Annotated in this window: 19 protein-coding genes; 7 read left to right on the top strand and 12 right to left on the bottom strand. The window is 71.5% G+C overall.

All coding sequences use genetic code 11. From position 1 onward, the window contains the following. Positions 1-49: 49 nt before the first annotated feature. Both FHG71_RS00725 and FHG71_RS00730 read left to right on the top strand, forming a co-directional pair. Positions 50-1,015 carry a M23 family metallopeptidase gene (locus FHG71_RS00725; protein ID WP_139079690.1) on the top strand — a complete coding sequence of 322 codons (966 nt, stop codon included), beginning with the start codon at positions 50-52 and terminating at the stop codon, positions 1,013-1,015. Positions 1,016-1,086: 71 nt separating this feature from the next. Further along, positions 1,087-1,512, top strand: coding sequence for a DUF6766 family protein (locus FHG71_RS00730; RefSeq protein ID WP_139079691.1), 426 nt, complete (start codon positions 1,087-1,089; stop codon positions 1,510-1,512). A gap of 211 nt (positions 1,513-1,723) precedes the next feature. Here the strand turns inward: FHG71_RS00730 and FHG71_RS00735 are convergent, their stop codons facing one another. The 3 genes from FHG71_RS00735 to FHG71_RS00745 form a co-directional block, all read right to left on the bottom strand. Next, positions 1,724-3,853: a peptidoglycan -binding protein gene (locus FHG71_RS00735; protein ID WP_139079692.1), complete on the bottom strand. Its 2,130-nt coding sequence runs from the start codon at positions 3,851-3,853 to the stop codon at positions 1,724-1,726. Positions 3,854-3,857: 4 nt separating this feature from the next. Continuing rightward, positions 3,858-5,033, bottom strand: a complete 1,176-nt coding sequence (locus FHG71_RS00740; protein ID WP_139079693.1) for a biopolymer transporter ExbB — start codon at positions 5,031-5,033, stop codon at positions 3,858-3,860. A 179-nt stretch (positions 5,034-5,212) separates the two neighbouring features. Then, a complete protein-coding gene (locus FHG71_RS00745; protein WP_139079694.1) occupies positions 5,213-5,752 on the bottom strand; it encodes a gamma-glutamylcyclotransferase in 540 nt (179 codons plus the stop codon). Between the two features lie 56 nt (positions 5,753-5,808). Here FHG71_RS00745 and FHG71_RS00750 point away from each other — a divergent pair, with 56 nt between their 5' ends. Continuing rightward, positions 5,809-6,747 (top strand): DUF2125 domain-containing protein, encoded by a 939-nt coding sequence (locus tag FHG71_RS00750; RefSeq protein ID WP_139079695.1) that lies wholly within the window; start codon positions 5,809-5,811, stop codon positions 6,745-6,747. Here FHG71_RS00750 and FHG71_RS00755 read toward each other — a convergent pair. The 5 genes from FHG71_RS00755 to FHG71_RS00770 all read right to left on the bottom strand — a co-directional run bounded on the left by FHG71_RS00755 (position 6,744) and on the right by FHG71_RS00770 (position 11,170). After that, positions 6,744-7,922: an extensin family protein gene (locus tag FHG71_RS00755; RefSeq protein WP_139079696.1), complete on the bottom strand. Its 1,179-nt coding sequence runs from the start codon at positions 7,920-7,922 to the stop codon at positions 6,744-6,746. The genes FHG71_RS00750 and FHG71_RS00755 overlap by 4 nt on opposite strands. Further along, positions 7,919-8,833, bottom strand: coding sequence for a prephenate/arogenate dehydrogenase family protein (locus tag FHG71_RS00760; protein ID WP_281281927.1), 915 nt, complete (start codon positions 8,831-8,833; stop codon positions 7,919-7,921). Before FHG71_RS00760 ends, FHG71_RS00755 begins: the two co-directional genes overlap by 4 nt. Beyond that, complete coding sequence (gene hisC, locus FHG71_RS00765; protein WP_218014011.1) at positions 8,830-9,882, bottom strand: histidinol-phosphate transaminase; 1,053 nt, start codon at positions 9,880-9,882, stop codon at positions 8,830-8,832. Before hisC ends, FHG71_RS00760 begins: the two co-directional genes overlap by 4 nt. A gap of 85 nt (positions 9,883-9,967) precedes the next feature. Continuing rightward, entirely contained in the window at positions 9,968-10,570 is a 603-nt protein-coding gene (locus FHG71_RS23900; protein ID WP_218013999.1) for a hypothetical protein, read from the bottom strand. A gap of 3 nt (positions 10,571-10,573) precedes the next feature. Then, positions 10,574-11,170, bottom strand: coding sequence for an NAD(P)-dependent oxidoreductase (locus FHG71_RS00770; RefSeq protein ID WP_139079699.1), 597 nt, complete (start codon positions 11,168-11,170; stop codon positions 10,574-10,576). A gap of 207 nt (positions 11,171-11,377) precedes the next feature. Here FHG71_RS00770 and FHG71_RS00775 point away from each other — a divergent pair, with 207 nt between their 5' ends. Further along, positions 11,378-12,553, top strand: a complete 1,176-nt coding sequence (locus tag FHG71_RS00775) for a calcium-binding protein (protein WP_176559222.1) — start codon at positions 11,378-11,380, stop codon at positions 12,551-12,553. A gap of 94 nt (positions 12,554-12,647) precedes the next feature. Next, complete coding sequence (locus tag FHG71_RS00780) at positions 12,648-12,917, top strand: WYL domain-containing protein (protein ID WP_139079700.1); 270 nt, start codon at positions 12,648-12,650, stop codon at positions 12,915-12,917. On the opposite strand, the gene FHG71_RS00785 is transcribed toward FHG71_RS00780, so the two are convergent. Together FHG71_RS00785 and rpsD are read right to left on the bottom strand one after the other, a co-directional pair. Continuing rightward, the gene (locus FHG71_RS00785) at positions 12,914-14,380 is read right to left on the bottom strand and encodes a homospermidine synthase (RefSeq protein WP_246045286.1); all 1,467 of its coding nucleotides are present in this window, start codon (positions 14,378-14,380) and stop codon (positions 12,914-12,916) included. The two genes, FHG71_RS00780 and FHG71_RS00785, sit on opposite strands and share 4 nt — an antisense overlap. Before the next feature lie 79 nt (positions 14,381-14,459). Next, positions 14,460-15,083 carry a 30S ribosomal protein S4 gene (gene rpsD / locus FHG71_RS00790; RefSeq protein WP_139079701.1) on the bottom strand — a complete coding sequence of 208 codons (624 nt, stop codon included), beginning with the start codon at positions 15,081-15,083 and terminating at the stop codon, positions 14,460-14,462. A 176-nt stretch (positions 15,084-15,259) separates the two neighbouring features. Here rpsD and FHG71_RS00795 point away from each other — a divergent pair, with 176 nt between their 5' ends. Continuing rightward, on the top strand, positions 15,260-15,772 hold the full coding sequence (locus tag FHG71_RS00795) for a DMT family transporter (protein WP_139079702.1): 513 nt from the start codon (positions 15,260-15,262) through the stop codon (positions 15,770-15,772). Beyond that, positions 15,769-16,206 (top strand): DMT family transporter, encoded by a 438-nt coding sequence (locus FHG71_RS00800; protein WP_139079703.1) that lies wholly within the window; start codon positions 15,769-15,771, stop codon positions 16,204-16,206. The genes FHG71_RS00795 and FHG71_RS00800 overlap by 4 nt, the downstream gene beginning before the upstream one ends. On the opposite strand, the gene FHG71_RS00805 is transcribed toward FHG71_RS00800, so the two are convergent. Further along, positions 16,195-16,857 (bottom strand): VOC family protein, encoded by a 663-nt coding sequence (locus tag FHG71_RS00805; RefSeq protein WP_139079704.1) that lies wholly within the window; start codon positions 16,855-16,857, stop codon positions 16,195-16,197. The genes FHG71_RS00800 and FHG71_RS00805 overlap by 12 nt on opposite strands. Before the next feature lie 73 nt (positions 16,858-16,930). Beyond that, a complete protein-coding gene (locus FHG71_RS00810) occupies positions 16,931-18,004 on the bottom strand; it encodes a hypothetical protein (protein WP_139079705.1) in 1,074 nt (357 codons plus the stop codon). Between the last annotated feature and the right edge of the window lie 70 nt (positions 18,005-18,074).

Here is an 18,074-nt window from a genome sequence, read left to right on the forward strand (position 1 = left end):
GCCACGGCCCTAGTCTGGCCGGACGCCGCCCCTGTCAGGAGGAGATCCCATGCCGAGGCCCGTCGTCCTGCTCGTCCCGCTCCTGCTGGCGGGACCCGCCGCCGCCGTCGATCTGGCCTTCCCCGTGGCCTGCACGCCCGGCACGGACTGCTACCTCCAGAACCTCTTCGATCACGACCCCGGCCCCGGCGCCCGGGACGCCGCCTGCGGCCCCCTCGCCTATGACGGCCACGACGGCACCGACATCGCGCTTCCCACCCTGGCCGACCAGCGGCGCGGTGTGGATGTCCTCGCCGCCGCGCCCGGCGTGGTGCTGGGCACGCGCGACGGAATGCCGGACATCCCCCAGGGCGGCCCCGACTCGCCGGACGTGACCGGCGTCGAATGCGGCAACGGCGTCGTCCTCGCCCACGAGGACGGCTGGCAGACCCAGTACTGCCACATGGCCCAGGGCTCCGTCGCGGTGCGGGAGGGCGAGACCATCGCCGCCGGCCAGAGACTCGGCCGCATCGGCTTGTCGGGCGACACCGAGTTCCCGCACCTGCACCTGACCGTCCGGCAGGGCGACACGGCCGTCGATCCATTCGCCCCCGAAGCCTCCGGGACCTGCGGCGCCCTCCCCGACCGGACGCTCTGGGCCGATCCCCCGGCCTTCCCGCAGGGTGGCGTGACCGACGCGGGCTTCGCCACCGCCGTGCCCGCCTATGACATCATCCGCGCCGGCACCGCCGACGCCCCGCCCGCGCCGGACCAGCCGCTGGTGCTCTTCGGCCTCCTCTTCGGCGGCCGTGTGGGCGACGAGGTGAGCCTCGACATCACCGGCCCCGACGGCGTCGCCGTCCTGTCCCATGCCGAGCCGCTCGACCGCACGCAGGCGCTGCTGTTCCGCGCCGCCGGCCTGCGCCCGCCCCGGGGCGGCTGGCCTCCCGGCCGCTACGAGGGCACTGTGATGCTTCGGCGCGACGGCGCCGAGGTCGGCCGGTTCGCCGCCTCCACCGAGATGCCGCCCGGCTGACGCGGTCACGCGACCGGGAACATTCCTGCCCCGCTCCTGTTTCCAACAGGCTCGTTGGAAAGGAGAAACCCATGTCCGCCGACGCTCGCAAGGACTCCCACCGTCCGCTCCGCCACGCCTCGACGTGGAAGAAGTACGGCTTCGCCTGGGTCACCGGCCTGTTCTTCCTCGTCTCGCTCCTCGGCCACTGGTGGCTGGCCTGGAACGCCTACGCGTCCGAGCAGGAGATGCATGGCGAGCTACCCCGCCTGGCCGACTACCTGACCGAGGTGGGCCGCGACACGCTGGAGAACTGGCAGTCCGAGTTCCTCCAGCTCATCTGGCAGGTCGCAGGCCTCGCCCTCCTCCTCAACGTCGGCAGCCCCCAGTCGCGCGAAGAGGACGACCGGCTGGAGGAGAAGATCGACGCCATCCTGCGCGCCGTGAGCCCCGAGCAGGCCGACCGCCTGATCGCCGAGCTCGACGACCGCTTCGACCGCGGCCATCCCAGCGCCTGACCCGGCCCTGGCGCCCGAGGTCGAGCCCCGGCGTGTCGGGGAGCGCCCTCGGGTTTGGGACGACCTCCGACCTTCCTTGCCCCGGGGCGTGCATCGGCAGGACCGCATTCTCCAGGCACGGCGCGGCCAATGCCGCCCAGCACCACGCGCCTCAAGCGTCCGTCCGGGCCAGGCTCCCGTGGGATCGAAGCGCCGCGCGGCCGGCTCGCCCTCACCGCTCGGTCAGCTTGATCTCGATGCGCCGATTGCGGGCCTTGCCCTCCTCGGTGTTGCTGATGTCGATCGGCTGGAACTCGCCATAGCCATTGGCCGACAGCCGCGCCGGCGGGATGCCCTCGACCTCGCTCATCTGCCGCACCACCGACAGCGCGCGCGCCTGCGACAGCTCCCAGTTGTCGGCGAAGAGGCCCGTCCCTGTCAGCGGCACGTCGTCGGTGTGGCCGTCCACCTGGATCACCCAGTCGATGCCGGCGGGCACCTCGCCGGCGATCTCCTTCAGCAGCCCCGCCACCCGCGCGATCTGCGCCCGGCCCTCGGACGAAAGCTGCGCGCTGCCCTGCTCGAACAGCACCTCCGAGGAGAAGACGAAGCGGTCGCCCACGACCTGGATACCCTCGCGCCCCTCCAGAAGCCGCCGCATGTTGCCGAAGAACTCGGACTTGTAGGTCTCCAGGTTGCGCGCCTCCTCGGCCAGCCGTGCCGCTTCCGCGCGGGCGCGCTCGGCCTCCTCGGCCACCCGCTGCCGCTCGGCCGCCTCCAGCTCCGCCCGCCGCCGCTGTTCGTCGGCCACGCGCGCCAGCGCCGTGTTGAGTTGCGTCCCCAGCGACTCGATGCGGACCTGCGCCTCCTGGTCCGCCTCCTCGGCCACATCGAGCAGCGCCTGCAACGTCGATAGCTGCGTCCGAAGCTCGGCCACCTGCCGGTTCAGCGCCGCCACCTGGCGCTGCGCCTCCGTGGAGATCGCCTCCTCCTGGGCCAGCTCCGCCTGCGCGGTGGCCAGGAGAGCCGCCTGCCGCTCGGCCTCTGTCATCGCCTCGGCCGACTGGGTCTCGGCATCGGCCAACCGGCCCAGCGCATCGGCCAGCCGGGCCCGCAGGTCGTCGGAGGTGCCGGCCGACTGCGCGGCCGCCTCGGCCTGCCTCTGGCGCAGCACCGCCTCCGCGAGGCGCGCCGACAGGTCCTCGCGTTCGCCGGACAGGCGGTCGACCTCGGTTTCCAGCGCCGTGCGCTCGGCCTGCGCGGCGTCGCGGTCGAGGATCGCCCGGGCGAGCCGTTCCTCGATTTCCTGCTGCGTGGCCTCGGACGTGGCCAGCGCCTCTTCCAGGGCCTGCCGGGCGGCCTCCAGATCCCCTTCCGCGAGATCGCGCGCCGACAGAGCGGCCGCAAGGCGGGTCGACAGCGACGCCCCCTCCGCCTCGGCCGCCTCCAGCGCCGCACGCGCGGCCTCCAGCTCGGCCTCCGTCTCGTCCTGCAGGGACAGCGCCGCCAGAAGCCGGGCGTCGAGATCCTCGCCCGCCGCCTCGGCCACCCCGGCCCGCTCCTCGGCCTGGATCCGCGCCAGGATCGCGGCGGCCAGTTGCAGGTCCAGGTCGTCCCGCGCCGCCTCGGCGGCGGCGAGCATGGTCAGCGTCTCCTCGGCTTTCCGGCGCTCCTCCTCCAGGCTGAGCGTCATGGCCGTCAGCTCGGCCTCCGAGTTCGCCAGCCGCTCCCGCAGCGCTTCCGCCGCGGCGGCCTCGACCAGGCGCGCCCGCTCGGCCTCGGACAACTGCGCCCGCGCCTCGGCCAGCGCCTCGCCGCCCTCGGCGGTGTCGTTCTGGAGCGACCGGACCAGCGCCTCCAGCGCCTCGCGCCGCGCGGCCGCCAGGCGGGCCTGCTCCTCGCCTTCGCTGATCTCGTCGCGCGCGCTCGCCAGGGCCTGCTCCAGCGTGGCGGCCTCGCCCTCCAGGCTGGCGACCCGGTCCCGCGCCTCGTCCCGCTCCAGAAGAAGGGCCGCGACCTGCGCCTCGACGTCGGTGATGCGGGCGGCCTGCGCGTCCCGTTCGCGGGTAAGCGCGTCGATGACCGAGGCCTGCTCCTCGCCCGCCCGCGTCGCCACCTCCAGGCGCTCGCCCAGATCCGCTTCGCGCCCTTGCGACAGCCCCAGCGCCTCGGTGAGCTGCGCCACCTGCACGGACAGCGCATCCAGGCGATCCTGCTGGCCGCTGATCTGGTCGCGCAACGTGAACTGGACCACGGTGAAGATGGTCAGCACGAACATCATCACGAGCAGGAGGCTCGTGAGCGCGTCCACGAAGCCCGGCCAGATCGGCCCGTTCTGCATCCGGCGGCGGGCGCGCAGCATCCCCTTACCTCATCTCGTCGCGCAGCCGGGCGGGGCCGCGCAAGGATCGCGCAAGGTTGGTCAGGTCTGCCCGCAGCTCGGCCAAGGTTTCCTGCCGCCCGGCCGACAGCTCCTCGAGGATGCGCAGGACCTGCACGTCGATCGACCGCAGCCGCATCCGGCTTTCGGCATCGGCGCCGCCCTCGGCCATCAGGGCGCCCATCCGGTCGAGCGCGGCGACCATCTGCTCCTGCCCCTCGGCGATGCGCAGGAGCGCGGGGGCGCTGTCGCGCTCCTCGATCCGCTGCGCGAGCTGGCCCAGCGCCACGGCGATCTCGCCCAGCCGCCGGTCGGTCTGGGCACGCGCGGCGTCGGACTGCTGGAACATGAGCTGGAGCGCCTCCATCTGCTCGGCCATCGTGTCCACGACCTGCCCGAAGACCGAGGACTCGGTCACGCCATCCTCGCCCGACAGGCCCACGCGGGTCATCGAGGACAGCCATTCCTCCATCTCGCGGTAGAAGCGCCCCTGCCCATGCCCGGCGAACAGCTCCAGCAGACCCACGATCAGCGATCCCGCAAGACCCAGGAGCGACGACGAGAAGGCCGTGCCCATGCCGCCCAGCTGGCTTTCCAGCCCGGTCTGCAGGCGGCCGAAGATGTCGGCGCCCGTCTCGCCCTCCTGCGGCGACAGCGAGCGGATGGTGTCCACCAGCGCCGGCACCGTCGTGGCAAGGCCGTAGAAGGTCCCGAGCAGGCCCAGGAAGATCAGGACGTTCGACAGGTAGCGCGTGATCTCCTGGTCCTCGTCCACGCGCGTCGCCACCGAATCGAGGATGGTGCGCGTCGAGGTCGAAGTCAGTTGCATCCGCGCGCCCCGCGTCCGCAGCAGGGCGGCCAGCGGCGCCAGCAGCGACGGCGGGGCCCGCTGGTCCCAGCCGGGCGCGTTATGCGCGAAGCCCTCGATCCACGACACCGATCGCATGAGCAGGACGACCTGCCGGAAGCAGCTCAGCACGCCCAGCGCGAAGACCGCCGCGATGGCGGTGTTCAGGTAGACGTTGGTGAAGAAGACGGCCGACAGCGTGCGGATGCCCAGGTAGGCCCCGGCCCCCACGACCGCGAGCGCGATCAGCATCAGGGAGATCTGCCGCACCGGCTGGGAGAAGTGCGGCGTCGTCTCGGCGTCCCGTCGATCCATGCTGCGGTCAGGTCCTCGTCCAGGCAGGCTGTGGGGTCACGCTAGAGGACGCCCGCCCGAAACCCAAGCCCCGCGCGGTCAACTCCCGCCGAGGAGGCCCTCCTGCCCCGCCCGCCCCGGCCAATGCGGTTGAAGCGGGCCAAGGCGGCGGAACTTGGGCCGAAGCGCGGCGGCGCGGCTCAGGCCAGCATCGTCCGGGTCCGCTGCAGCAGCGCCTCGATCCCCGGGTCCTGGATCCCGAGGTCGGCCAGCCGCTCGGCGGTGCTGGTCAGGTAATCGATATTGGGCCCGCGCAGGCCCCGCGCCCCGGCGATGGTCCGCGCCTGCGTGTCCAGGTCGACGCAGGCATACTGACGATGATCCCGCCGGACGACATAGGTCACCGTCGTGACCTTCCGCCCGTCCCGCAGGACCACCGGCAGCCAGCGCTCCTGATAGGCATCCGACACCAGCTCGCGCGAGCGAAGGCCCTCCAGCACCTCCTCGCGGCGGCCGGCGCTTACCCGCAGCGCCAGCCCCTCGCAGGCGGCACCCCCGTCCTCGTCGAGCGCAAGCACCAGGCCCGGCGCCGCCTCGGTCCCGCGATAGTGCAGCGACCACATGCAGAAGCCGCGCCGCCAGCCCTCCAGACGGGCGCGAACCGCCTCCTCGGCCTCGAAGCCGGGGCTCCAGAGCAGCGATCCATAGGCAAAGACCCAAAGGTCCGAAGAATCCGTCACGAGGCTGTCTCCCTTGCTCGTCTCGTCTATAGATCGTCCGGCAGGAGGATCACGGGATGCGCGTTCTCTTTTTCGTGGTGGCGGCTCTGGCGGCGCTCTATGGCGGCTACTGGTTCGTGGGCTCGTGGCAGGTCGAGACGCGGGCCCAGGCGGCACTCGCGGATCTCGCGGCCCATGGCTGGGAGGTGGACTACGCCGACCTGTCCACCCGTGGCTTCCCGTCCCGCTTCGACACCACGGTGACGGATCTCCGGCTCGCCTCGCCCGACGGACGGGTCGAATGGGAGACGCCCTTCGTCCAGGTCTTCGCGCTGGCCTACCGGCCCAATCAGGTGATCGCCGTCTGGCCGCCCGAGCAGGTGGTGACGGTGCTGGGCCAGCCGCTCACCGTGACATCCGAGGGCCTGAGGGCCAGCGGGACGGCTCGGCTTTCGACCGACCTACCGCTCGACCATGCGGCGCTCGAAAGCGGGCCTCTCGCCGTCACCTCCGAGCAGGGCTGGAGCCTGTCGCTCGACCGGCTCCTGGCCGCCATCCGCGAGGCCGGGCCGGCCACCTACGACGTCTATTTCGAAGGCGCGAATCTCGGCTCCCCCCTGACCGCAGCCGGGCTCGACGTCCTGCGGCTTGACGGACAGGTGGCGCTAGGGGCGCCGCTCGACCGCCGGCTCGACGACCGTCCCGAGGTGCTGGCGCTGTCCCTGCGCGAGGCGCGGCTCGGGCGCGGCACCGTGGCGCTGCGGGCTCAAGGAGACCTCGTCCCGGACGCCGAAGGCTTCCTGGCCGGCGATCTGCGCCTGTCCGTCGAGAACTGGCGCGGCCTCCTCGACCTCCTGGCCGAGGCTGGGCTCCTGCCTTTCGAGCGACGGGCCTTCGTGGAGCCCGCGCTGGAGCAACTCGCTCAGGGTTCCGACGACCTCGACATTCCGCTGACCTTCGCCGACGGGCAGGTCGAGGCGCTGGGCCTCGCCCTTTTCGAGGCGCCCCGGCTCTAGCGGCAGTAGGGCCCGCGCCCGCGGGTGGTGTCGTAGTGCAGGTGATCCTCGTGGAACCCGTCCGAGCCGGGCCCGAGGGTGGTGCTGAAGATGCCGCAGGCAGCGTCGTGCATCTCCCGCAGGGCCGGGTCGGGCCAGTCCCCGGCGACGCTCAGGCGGGAGCCGTCCCGAAGGATCACCGCGCCGATATCGACGGCGCGGCCGCGCCCGTGCTCGGACAGGCGGGCGCCAGCCTGGTTGTTGCGGGGCCGGCAGGAATAGCTGCCCATGATCTCGAAGCCTTCAAGGCCCCCGCCCCGGCTGCCCACGGCCGGCCGCGCGCCCTCGACGATCCATTCCAGAAGCGCCTCGGCGGTGACGCAGTCCATGGTCGCGGGCGTCGAGAGCGTCACGCCATCGACCGACCGCACCAGCACCGGCTCCTCGACGCCGCAGCCCCCGCCGCCGCGGATGGCGGCGATCACCTCGCCCTGCAGGCGCGGATCGCCGCAGACCTGCCCGAGCGCCAGCGCCCGCGCCGCCGCCTCGGCCCGTTCGACGATGCCCTCGGGCCGCAGGCTGGGAAGCAGCGACCGGGCCACGGCCAGCGGCGAATACTCGGGCCCCAGCGGCAGCACCTCGGGCCCCACAGGCGGCGCATAGGCGGGCGGCGCATCGGGTTCGGGAGGCAGCAGCGGCCGGGGGTCCAGGGGCGGCTCGGGCCGGGCGCGCGGGCGTCCGGCTCCGGGACGCTCGGCCCGGCGCGGCTCGGGCAGCGGGCGAACGGGCGGAGCCTCGCCCTCGAAGCCGAACTGGACGGGCACTGGCGGCAGCTCGGTCATCAGTTCCTCGGCCCGGACCTCGTTGCGCGGCCCGTCGAGCACAGCGGGCGGCGGCTCGGTCTCGATGAGCGGCGGCTGGCGCGGAACCGTCGGACGGACATCCTCCGCAGGCTCGGGCACCGGCCGGGTCCGGTCGGGAACCTCCAGTTCCGGCGGGGCGGCGAGCGCGGCCGGCGAGCTGTCGGGACGGGTCTCCACGACCGGACGACCATCCTCGCCAGAGCGCGCTTCCGGGCGGGCGGGCGGCTCCGCCACCGCGCGGGCTTCGGGACGCCGGGCGCTCTCCGGCGCCTCCGCCACCACCGCGCCGGCCCCGACGAGCAGGGCCAGGAGCGGCGGCAGGAGCGCCCTCACGCGACCGGCCCCGGCACGCGGCCGAAGTCGGGGGCGGCCGTGTCCTGCCCGGCCTCGACGATCCCCCGCCGGATGGCGCGGGTGCGGGTGAAGTAGTCGAAGAGGTGCTGCCCGTCCCCCATGCGGATCGCCCGCTGGAGCACGAACAGCTCCTCGGCGAAACGGCCCAGGATGTCGAGCGTGGCGTCGCGGTTCGTCAGGAACACGTCGCGCCACATCGTGGGGTCCGAGGCCGCGATCCGCGTGAAGTCCCGGAAGCCCGAGGCCGAATACTTGATGACCTCGCTGTCGGTCACGTTCTCCAGATGGTCCGCGACCCCCACCATCGTGTAGGCGATGAGGTGCGGCGTGTGGCTCACGACGGCCAGCACCTGGTCGTGGTGGTCGGCGTCCATCTCGTCGACATTCGCGCCCATCCCGCGCCACAGGTCGCCCAGCCGGTCCGCCGCCGCCCGGTCCGCGCCGTTCGGCACGACGATGCACCAGCGGTTATCGAAGAGCGTGGCGAAGCCCGAGCGCGGCCCCGAATACTCGGTCCCGGCCAGCGGGTGGGCGGGGACGAAGTGGACCCCCGCGGGGATGTGGGGCTCCACGGCCTCGATCACGGCACGCTTGACCGAGCCCACGTCGCTGACCGTCGCTCCGGGCTTCAGCACCGGCGCGATCTCGGCAGCCACCACCCCCATCGCGCCCACGGGCACGCAGAGCACCACGAGATCCGCGCCCTCGGCCGCTTCGCGGGCGCTGTCGACCACGCGATCGCAAAGGCCGATCTCGCGCGCCACGTCCCGCGTGGCGGCGGTCCGGGCATAGCCCACGATCTCGCCCGCCAAGCCTCCCCGGCGCATGGCATGGGCCATGGAGGAGGCGATCAGCCCCAGGCCGATGAGCGCGACGCGTCCGTAGATCACCGCAGGCCCTTGAACTGTCCGATGGCGTGGGCGACGCGGCGGCACGAGGCCTCGTCCCCCACGGTGATGCGCAGGCAATGGGGCAGCTTGTAGCCCGCCACACGGCGCACAATGATGCCCTCCCCCCGCAGATGCTCGTCGCAGGCGTTGGCCTCGGCCGGATCGGCGAAGCGGGCCAGGATGAAGTTCGCCGTCGAGACGTCCGAGGGCACGCCCATCTCGGCCAGCACGCGCGCCAGCCAGTCCCGCCACCGGGCGTTCTCGGCCCGGCATCGCGCGACCCAGGCCCGGTCCCGAACGGCGGCCTCGGCCGCCAGGAGCGCGGCGGTGGACAGGTTGAACGGCCCCCGGATGCGGTTGAGCACGTCGATAATCGGTTGTGGCCCGTAGCCCCAGCCGATCCGCAGGCCCCCGAGGCCGTAGATCTTGGAGAAGGTGCGCGTCATCACCACGTTGTCGCGCTCCGCGATGAGCGCCGCGCCCGCGTCATAGCCCTCGACATATTCCGCATAGGCGCCGTCCAGCACGAGGATGGCCTGCTCCGGCAGGCCCTCGGCCAGCCGGCGCAGCTCCGATCCGCCGATCATCGTGCCGGTCGGATTGTTGGGGTTGGCGATGAAGACGAGCTTCGTCCTCTCGGTGCAGGCGGCCAGGATCGCGTCCACGTCCGTGGTCCGCTCGCGCTCGGGCACCTCGACGGGCGTCGCGCCCACCGCCAGCGCCGAGATGCGGTACATGGAGAAGCCGTGCTCGGTGTGGATGACCTCGTCGCCCGGGCCGGCATAGGCCTGGCATAGAAAGGTGATGATCTCGTCCGAGCCCACGCCGCAGATGATCCGCCGGGGGTCGAGCCCCCAGACCTCGCCGATGGCCCGGCGCAGGGCGGCATGGTCGGTGTTGGGATAACGGTGGAGGTCGCGGGCGGCGCGCCCGAAGGCCTCGCGCGCGGGCTCGGGGGCGCCCAGCGGGTTCTCGTTCGATGACAGCTTCAGGACGTTCGCCTTGCCCTCCAGATGCGACACCCCCGCCTCGTAGAGCGCGATGTCCATGATGCCTGGCTGGGGTGCGATGCGGGTCACGTCGGGGCCTCCTGTCGGGCGCCCTTCTAGCGGCGCGCGACCGGGGTTTCCACCGTCATTTCGCCGCCTCGCCCACCAGCGCCGACAGCCGCTCGGGGTCGTATTCCGAAGGCAGCACTCGGGCGTGCCCGTCCCTGAGCACCGCCAAGGTCGGGAAGCTCTGGAGCCCGATGCGTCGCCCCTGCTCCCACACGGCCTCCCAGAGCCGCGGATCGTGGAGGTCGGGCAGCTCAGGCCCGAGCCCCACCGCCGCGAGGAGCGGGGCATAGGTCTCGGTGCGGTTCAGGTCCTGACCGCCACCGTGGTGGGCCTCGATCACGCTGTGGGCGAACTCCATCGCCTTGTCGGGCTTCATCCCGGCCACATGCGCGATGGCGACCGAAGGCGGACCGGAGTTGCCCTCGACGCCCGGCGTGGTGATGAGCCGGAAGAAGGCCTCGGAAGGCTCTCGACCCGTCACCTCCTTGAGCCGCCTAGAGGCGCGCCGGATGTAGCCCTCCATCTCGGCGTAGGGGCCGACCCGGTCGTCGGTGACAAGGCCCGCCATCACCAGTCGGATCGGCAGTTCGGGATGTTCCTCCGCCACGCGCCGCATCGCCGGGACGATGCCGTAGCACCAGCCGCAGAGCGGGTCGAAGCCGTAGATGAGTTCCGCCATGTCTCAGCCCCCCAGGAAAGGCGCGCGGCCCACCATCATGTCCTCGGTCAGCGCCCGGACGGCGATGGCGGCGAAATCGCCGCGGCGCAGGCGCAGCCCCGGCACCCGCTCGTCCGAGATCTCCACGTCCCCCGTCGCCGGACCGTCCACGAGGTAGGGCGCGCGCAGCATGGTCCAGCGCAGCCCCGACCCCATCAGGATCGCGAGCTCCTCCTGCCGGTCGGTGACGGCCGCCCCGCCCACGAGGCGCGCGACGACCGTGGCGAGGCGGTCGATCGGGCCCTTGCGGTCCCGTGGATGATTGATCGCCGCCCCGCCCAAGCTCACGTAGCGCAGCCCGGTCCGCCCCAGGAGCGCGCGGGCCAGCGACGAACAGGCCGGATTGCCCGGTCGGCTGGCCATGGCATTGATCACCGCGTCCGAGCCTTCCAGGGCCCGGGCGATGCCGGTGCCGGCCACGGGGTCCGCTGCGACCGCGCGCGTGCCCCCGACCGCCTCGCCCCGCCGGCTCGCGGCCACCACGGTGTGGCCGGCCCGCAGGAGTTCCTCGACCACAAGCCGCCCGGTGCGACCCCGGGCTCCGAACACGCTGACCTGCATCCCGACTCCCTCTCCCGCTCTCGGCAGATGGCAACGCTGTCGCGCCTCGGCAAGGGCGTCCTCCGTTGCACGCCGCGCGTCCGCCCTCGGAAAGGCCGCCCTGTCCGCCCGGCCATGCCGCGCTAGGTGCTCATCGCTGGGGCTTCACACGGCCGGGCCTCCGAATGGCTCGACCTTTGCGCCCATGGCGCGCACCGGAGGATCACTATGCCTTTCCGCTTTTCCTTCTCGTCCAATTCGCTGGCCGAGCCGACCTACCTGACCCAAGGCAACTTCAACACCGGGGCAGGCGCAGGGGTCGACAACTCGTCCTTCTACTCGGCGGCGGCCCTCAATCAGAAGATCGAGGCGAGAGGAGACATCGACGTCTTCGCCATGACCCTCACGGCCGGACGCCGCTACTACTTCGACGCGGACGACATCACAAACGGTAACGACGTCAATCTGGAGGTCGACCTGATCGACAGCGCGGGACGGCGGGTGGCCTCCAGCGACCCAGCCACCGCCGGAGCGGACCCCAACTTCAGCTTCGTGGCCGCCTCGACAGGCGTCTTCTTCGTGGCCGTCCATCAGTCCGCGACCGACTACGTCAACGGTGGCTTCCGGTTCATCGGCCAGTCCGCGGATCTGGGCGATTACGCCTTCAACGTCTCGACTTCCTTCCAGCCCGAGCAGTTCATCCTGTCGGGCGCCCGGGACGAGCGGACGTTCAACGACCTCGCGCAGCGGGTCCTGGCTTTGGGCGGCAACGACGAGATCAACGGCAGGGGCGGCAACGACGTCCTGGTCGGGGGGTCGGGCAATGACCAGCTGAGGGGCGGATCCGGCGGAGACGAGCTTGTGGGCGGCAGCGGCAACGACCGGCTCCGGGGCGAGACCGGCGAGGACGCCCTGGTGGGCGGGATCGGCAATGACCTTCTCTATGGCGGGGCCGACGGGGACGACCTCCAGGGCGGCGGCGGAAGCGACCTTCTTCTCGGTGAGCGTGGCGCTGACACGATTTGGGGCGGCAGCGGGGCCGACGACCTCTATGGCGGCGACGGAAGCGATCTCCTGCGCGGCGGCCTCGGGCTCGACCTGCTCTATGGCGGGGGCGGCGCCGACACGTTCCATTTCCTGCCGGGCGAAGCCCCGGCCAGCGATCGCTCCATTCAGGACCGCATCGAGGACTTCTCCGAACTCGACGTCATCGACTTCGGCGACCTGATCCTGGGTCAGCTCGGCTTCGGCGGCAGCGGCCGGAATACGGTGCGGGTCGTCGAGCTGACCAGCGGCTACTTCGACGTGCGCGTGAACCTCGACGGCGACTCGGCCAGCGAGCTGGAGATCCTTGTCGACACGATCGGCGGCTTCCGTCCCGACCGCTCGGACTTCATTCTCTGAGCGCGGCCGGGCGCCCGGCCGCTCCGGGCGCCGTCCCCAGCCGGTTCGGGGAACGCGACGGCCCGTCCGCGCCTTCTTCCCGCGGGAGGCGCGCATGGACGACAGGCTGATCCGACAGGCGATCCGGGACCGGCGGGTGATCGAGTTCCGCTACCACGGCGAGCACCGGACCGTGGAGCCCTACCGGCTGGGGCTCGACGGCGGGCGGCTCCGGCTCATGGGCTGGCAGTCGCGCAAGGGCTGGCGCAGTTTCCATGTCGAGGACATGGATGAGTTGGCCCTGACCGAGCGGACCTTTCTCGACCCGCGCCAGGGTTATGTCCGCGGCGATCCTCGCATGGACCGCATCCTGGCCGAGGTCTAGGTCGCCAGCACGTTGAGGAAGGCCCAGGGCTCCTTCAAGTCGTGCTCCTCGGGAAAGAGATCCCATCGCGTGGCGAGCGGCGTCCAGTCGGTGTAATGCGCCTCGACCGGGCCCAGATAGGGCCTCTGGATCTCCAGGCAGCGCGCATGGTCCATCTCGTCGGTCTCGACGATGCCGGCCAGGGGGTTCTCCAAGGCCCAGACCATGCCCGCAATGATGGCCGAGGCGACCTGCAGGCCGGTCGCGTTCTGGAGCGGCGCGAGTCGGCGGGCCTCTTCGTTCGACAGGCGCGAGCCGTACCAGAGCGCGTTCCGCTCGTGCCCGAACAGCAGCACGCCCAGTTCGTCGCCGCCCTCGGTGATCTCGTCGGCCGTCAGGATCTCCTGCCGCGCCTGCTTGCGGCCGCCCCCGAACATCTCGTGAAGCGACAGGATAGCCTCGTCGCAGGGGTGATAGGCGTAGTGGCAGGTCGGACGAAACTCGGGAGACCCAGGGTCGCCCACGGTGTAGTAGTCGCTGATCGAGATGGCCTCGTTATGGGTGACGAGGAAGCCGAACTGCGGCCCCGGCGTCGGGCACCAGGTGTGGACGCGGGTGATCGCGCCGGGCCGTTCGAGCCAGATCGCCGACCGGCAGCCCGCCTCGAAGCGGTGGGCGTTCTCGGGAAACCACGGCTCGAAGGTGCCCCAGCCCAGCTCGGCCGGCTGAAAGCCTTCGGCGATGAAGCCCTCGACCGACCAGGTGTTGACGAAGGTCCCGCGCGGCTTGGGGCGGGCACGGGCCTGGGTGTCGCGCTCGGCGATGTGGAGCCCCTTGACCCCCAGCGCCTGCATGAGCCGCGCCCAGCCCTCGCGGGTTGTGGGGTCCGCGACTTGCCGCCCGGTGTCGGCGGCCAGCCGCAGGAGCGCTTCCTTGACGAACCACGACACCATGCCCGGATTGGCGCCGCAGCAACTTACGGCCGTCGACCCTCCGGGGTGCGCCGCCTTCTCGTCGCGCACGGCCTGCCGGAGCGCATAGTTCGTCCGCGCCGCATTGTCCTCCGTCTCGAAGTAGAAGCCCGCCCAGGGCTCCACGACGGTGTCGATGTAAAGCACGCCGATCTCGCGGCAGAAGCGCATGACGTCCAGCGAGGCCACGTCCACCGACACGTTGACGCAGAAGCCGGGCCCCTGCCCGAAGAGCCCGCCCAGCACCTCGCGATAATTCTCGCGCGTGAGGCCCAGGTTGAGGTGGTTGATCTGCCGCTGGCGCAGCCAGTTCGCCATGTCGGGATCTGGGTCGATCACCGTGAGCCGGCTGGCATCGTATTCGAAGTGCCGCTCGATCAGGGGCAGGACCCCCATGCCGATCGAGCCGAAGCCGATGATGACGATGGCGCCCTCGATGCGGGCATGGACGGGGTGGCTCGGGGCGGTGCGTCCGCGGGGGGCTGTCTGGACCATGACCTCCATGTGGATCATGATCACGGATTCGGCAACGAAAAGACCCGCCGCGGAGGCTCCGCGACGGGTCTGGAAATCCGGGCCGAAGAGGCTGGGATCAGCCGTTCTTGGCGTAGAACTCGACCACGAGGTTCGGCTGCATGATGACCGGATAGGGAACATCGGCCAGACCCGGCTGGCGCACGAAGGTCGCGGTCAGCTTGCTGTGGTCCACTTCCAGGTAGTCGGGCACGTCCCGCTCGGTCAGCGCGATCGCTTCCTGGATCAGGCCGAGCTGCTTGGACTTCTGGCGGACCTCGATGACGTCGCCTTCCTTCACGCGGTAGGAGGGGATGTTCACCGACTTGCCATTCACCAGCACGTGGGCGTGGTTCACGAACTGGCGGGCGGCCCAGATGGTGGGCACGAACTTGGCGCGGTAGACGACGGCGTCGAGGCGGCGCTCGAGGAAGCCCACGAGGTTCTCGCCGGTGTCACCCTTCACGCGGGCGGCTTCGGCGTAGATGCGCTTGAACTGCTTCTCGGTCAGGTCGCCGTAGTAGCCCTTCAGCTTCTGCTTGGCGCGCAGCTGCGTGCCGAAGTCGGACAGCTTGTTCTTGCGGCGCTGGCCGTGCTGGCCGGGGCCGTATTCCCGCTTGTTGACGGGCGACTTCGGACGGCCGAAGACGTTCTCGCCCATGCGGCGGTCGAGCTTGTATTTGGCAGCGGTGCGCTTCGTCACGGCTGATCTCCTTCATGGGGCCCCCGAAGAATTCGGAGCGGGCCGGGGTTGAAGGGCGTTGTCCTTTCCCTTGCGGGCGACAGGCATCCCCTTGCGGGGGCCACCAACACCAGGCGCGCCTCATGACCGCTCGGCCGGGGGTTGTCAAGCCTGCCCCGCCCCCCGATGCTGGCCCGATGACGACCAAGCCCCTGCCGCCCGGCCCCGAGACCGCGCCAGTCGCGACGACCCGCGAGTCGCGCGCCCATCCACTGCACGTCGCGGCGGCCCTGGGCACGGGCTGCCTCCTGTCGCTCATGGTCCTTTGCAACGCCACCGTCACGGCCCACGCGGGCCCGCTCTGGGGCTCGCTCGCGCCGCACGCGACGGGAACGGTCGCGGCGCTCCTGATGCTTGCCGCGCTGCGCCGGACCCGCGCGGCGGCCGAGGGCCGGTCGCCTCTCTGGGCTTATGGCGGCGGGCTCTTGGGCGCGATGACGGTGATGCTGTCCTCGGTGGCGGCCAATACGGCGCTGGCGCTGTCGGGCACGCTCGCGCTGGGCCTGCTGGGGCAGGCCGCCTTCGGCCTCGCCGCCGACCGCTGGGGGCTGCTGGGGCTGCCGCGCCGCCGCGCGAGCCGGCGCGACCTCCTGGCCATCGCCCTGATCCTCGGAGGCAGCGCCCTTCTCATCTTTGGGGCGCCGGCATGATCGCGGCCGTGGCCATGGCGATCGCGGCGGGCGGTCTGATCGGACTCAGCCGGCAGATCAACGGACGACTGGCGCTGACCAAGGGAGCGCTCGGCGCCTCCTTCTGGAACCACCTCGTGGGCGCCCTGGCGCTGGGGATCTCCGCGCTCGCCGGCTGGGTCCTTGCCGGGGGACCGCCCTTTCCCGTCGGGCTGGCCGAGGTTCCGGGCTGGGCCTGGGCGGGCGGCACGCTGGGGGTGATCTTCGTGGCCGCCGGAAGCTGGCTCGTGGCCCGCATCGGCGCGGCGAACACGGCGCTCCTCGTGATCGCCGGCCAGATGATCTCGGGGGCTCTCCTCGACACGTTGCGGGGGGTCGAGGGCGCCCCGCTCCGCGCCTTGGGCGTGCTCGTCATCCTTGCGGGCGTGGCGATCCCGCGCGGATCAAAGGGGTAGGATCTCGATCCCCTCGGGCCCGACCTGCCGCCCGTCGATCCCTTGGGCGCGGAGCCTGCGCCAGAAACCCTGGCCCGCATTGAGCGACGGATCGGCCCGCGTCTCGGGCAGGCAGTAGAGTTCCACGACGTCCTCGCCCCAGGCAAGAAAGGCCACGTCCACCCGGCCCTCGAGACGCTCCAGCGTCACAGCCGCCCGTTCTTCGAGCCCGATACCCAGGAAGAAGTCGCGCATCGGTCGCAGGTCGGCGCAGGAGATGCCGATGTGGTCGTGGCCCCAGGGACGCATGGCCGCAGGGGGCCGCCGAGCGATCAACTCGATCTTCGCGCCTTCGGGGCCGTCCAGGAACACGTATTCCACCCCGCGCTCCCAGAACTCGGGAATGATGACCGGCCCCTTCGGCGTGGACTCGCCCAGCACGCCCCCCCGCGCGGTGCAGGCCGCCAAGGCGTCCGAGATGCTCGGCACCGACAGGGCGAGATGGTCGATGCGCCCGTGTCGGCCGTCGGGCTCGCCCTGCGACAGGATCACCTCCTGCGAGCCCAGCACGAGTCGGCCGTCCTGTTGGGCAAAGCCGAAGACCCGCTCCAGGAAGAGCGATCCGGCTTCGGGATCCCGAAGCACGAGTTCCGGAATAAGGGCACGGGTCATCGGCGGCTCCTCTTGCGCGTTTCCCGCGTCCTAGCAGATCGGGAAAGGATGACGAGCCGCCGCGACGGGCGCATCAGTCGTCCTCGACGCCGCCCCGGCGCTCGTTCCCCTGGGCCGAGTCGTCCATCGCGAGCCGCTGGTCCTCATAGGCCTGCTCGATGTTATCGGTCTCGTTCAGGTCCTCGGCCTCCAACTCCTCGTTCACTCCGAACTCGGGACCCGAGGACAGCACATCTTCGCCCGGCGTGGCGATCAGCCGCTCCTCCAGCGACAGGTTATCGTCCGGCAGGTCGCGGTGCTCGGGCAGGAAGGGCGCATTGTTGGGGTCGCGGGTCGAGTCGTCGCCGAGCACGTCGTCAGCCATGTCGTCGATGGCCATGTCGCCCACGACCTCCTCCTCCTCGTCCAGTTCGGGGCCCCTCTCCGGGTCGACGCCCTGCGCGATGGTGGGCGAGGCATTGCCTCCTTCCCAACCTTCCAGCGCGCCAGCCAGCACGGCCCCGCCGACTCCCGCGCTTTCCGAGGTGGCGTCGCGCGCCTCGCGCTCGTCGTCCTCGATCTCCTGCAGATGGGCGACGCGGTCGCGGTTCCAGGCCGCCTTGTCTTCGTGGCCATGGCCGATGATCGAAAGGTCGGTGTCCTCTTCCTCGATCGGCACGGGCCCTTCCTCCGGCGCGGTCATCCGGATGCCGTGCCCGCCGTTGAGGTTGGGGTCGCTGTCCCGGTCGCCGCCAAGCGCGTCCCCGCTCGGCGGTACCATCATCTCCTCCAGCGCCTCGGGCCGTGTCCCGAGCACGTCCGTGTCGTCGGCCGGGCGATAGCCGTCCTCGTCTTCCTCCCCGTCGACGTCGTCATCCAGGTCGTTGTCGGCGTCGCGATAGCCATCGTCGTCGTCATGCGCGTCGTCGCCCTCCGGGGCCACGTCGTCCATGTCCTCGGACGGATAGCCCGCACCTTCGATACGCAGGTCCTGCTGGCCGGTGGTCTCGGCCTGCGGTGCCGGCGCTCCTTCGGGCCGGCGCCGGCTGAAGGCCGCGTTGACGGCGCGGCCGGCCCCCCGGTCGGGCTCGGCAGGACGACGGTCCATGGAAACCGCGCGCTCGGTGAGGGCATCGTCCGGATCGGGCGGGTTCGGCTGGTCGGCCATGAGGGCGCTCCTTCCCTTGGTCTTTGGGGCGGCGTGCCTGTCCATGCCCCTTCCCCCGCTCAATGCCGCA

Origin of the sequence: Rubellimicrobium roseum (assembly GCF_006152145.1) — a bacterium.
In the GTDB taxonomy this organism is placed as follows: Bacteria; Pseudomonadota; Alphaproteobacteria; order Rhodobacterales; family Rhodobacteraceae; genus Rubellimicrobium; species Rubellimicrobium roseum.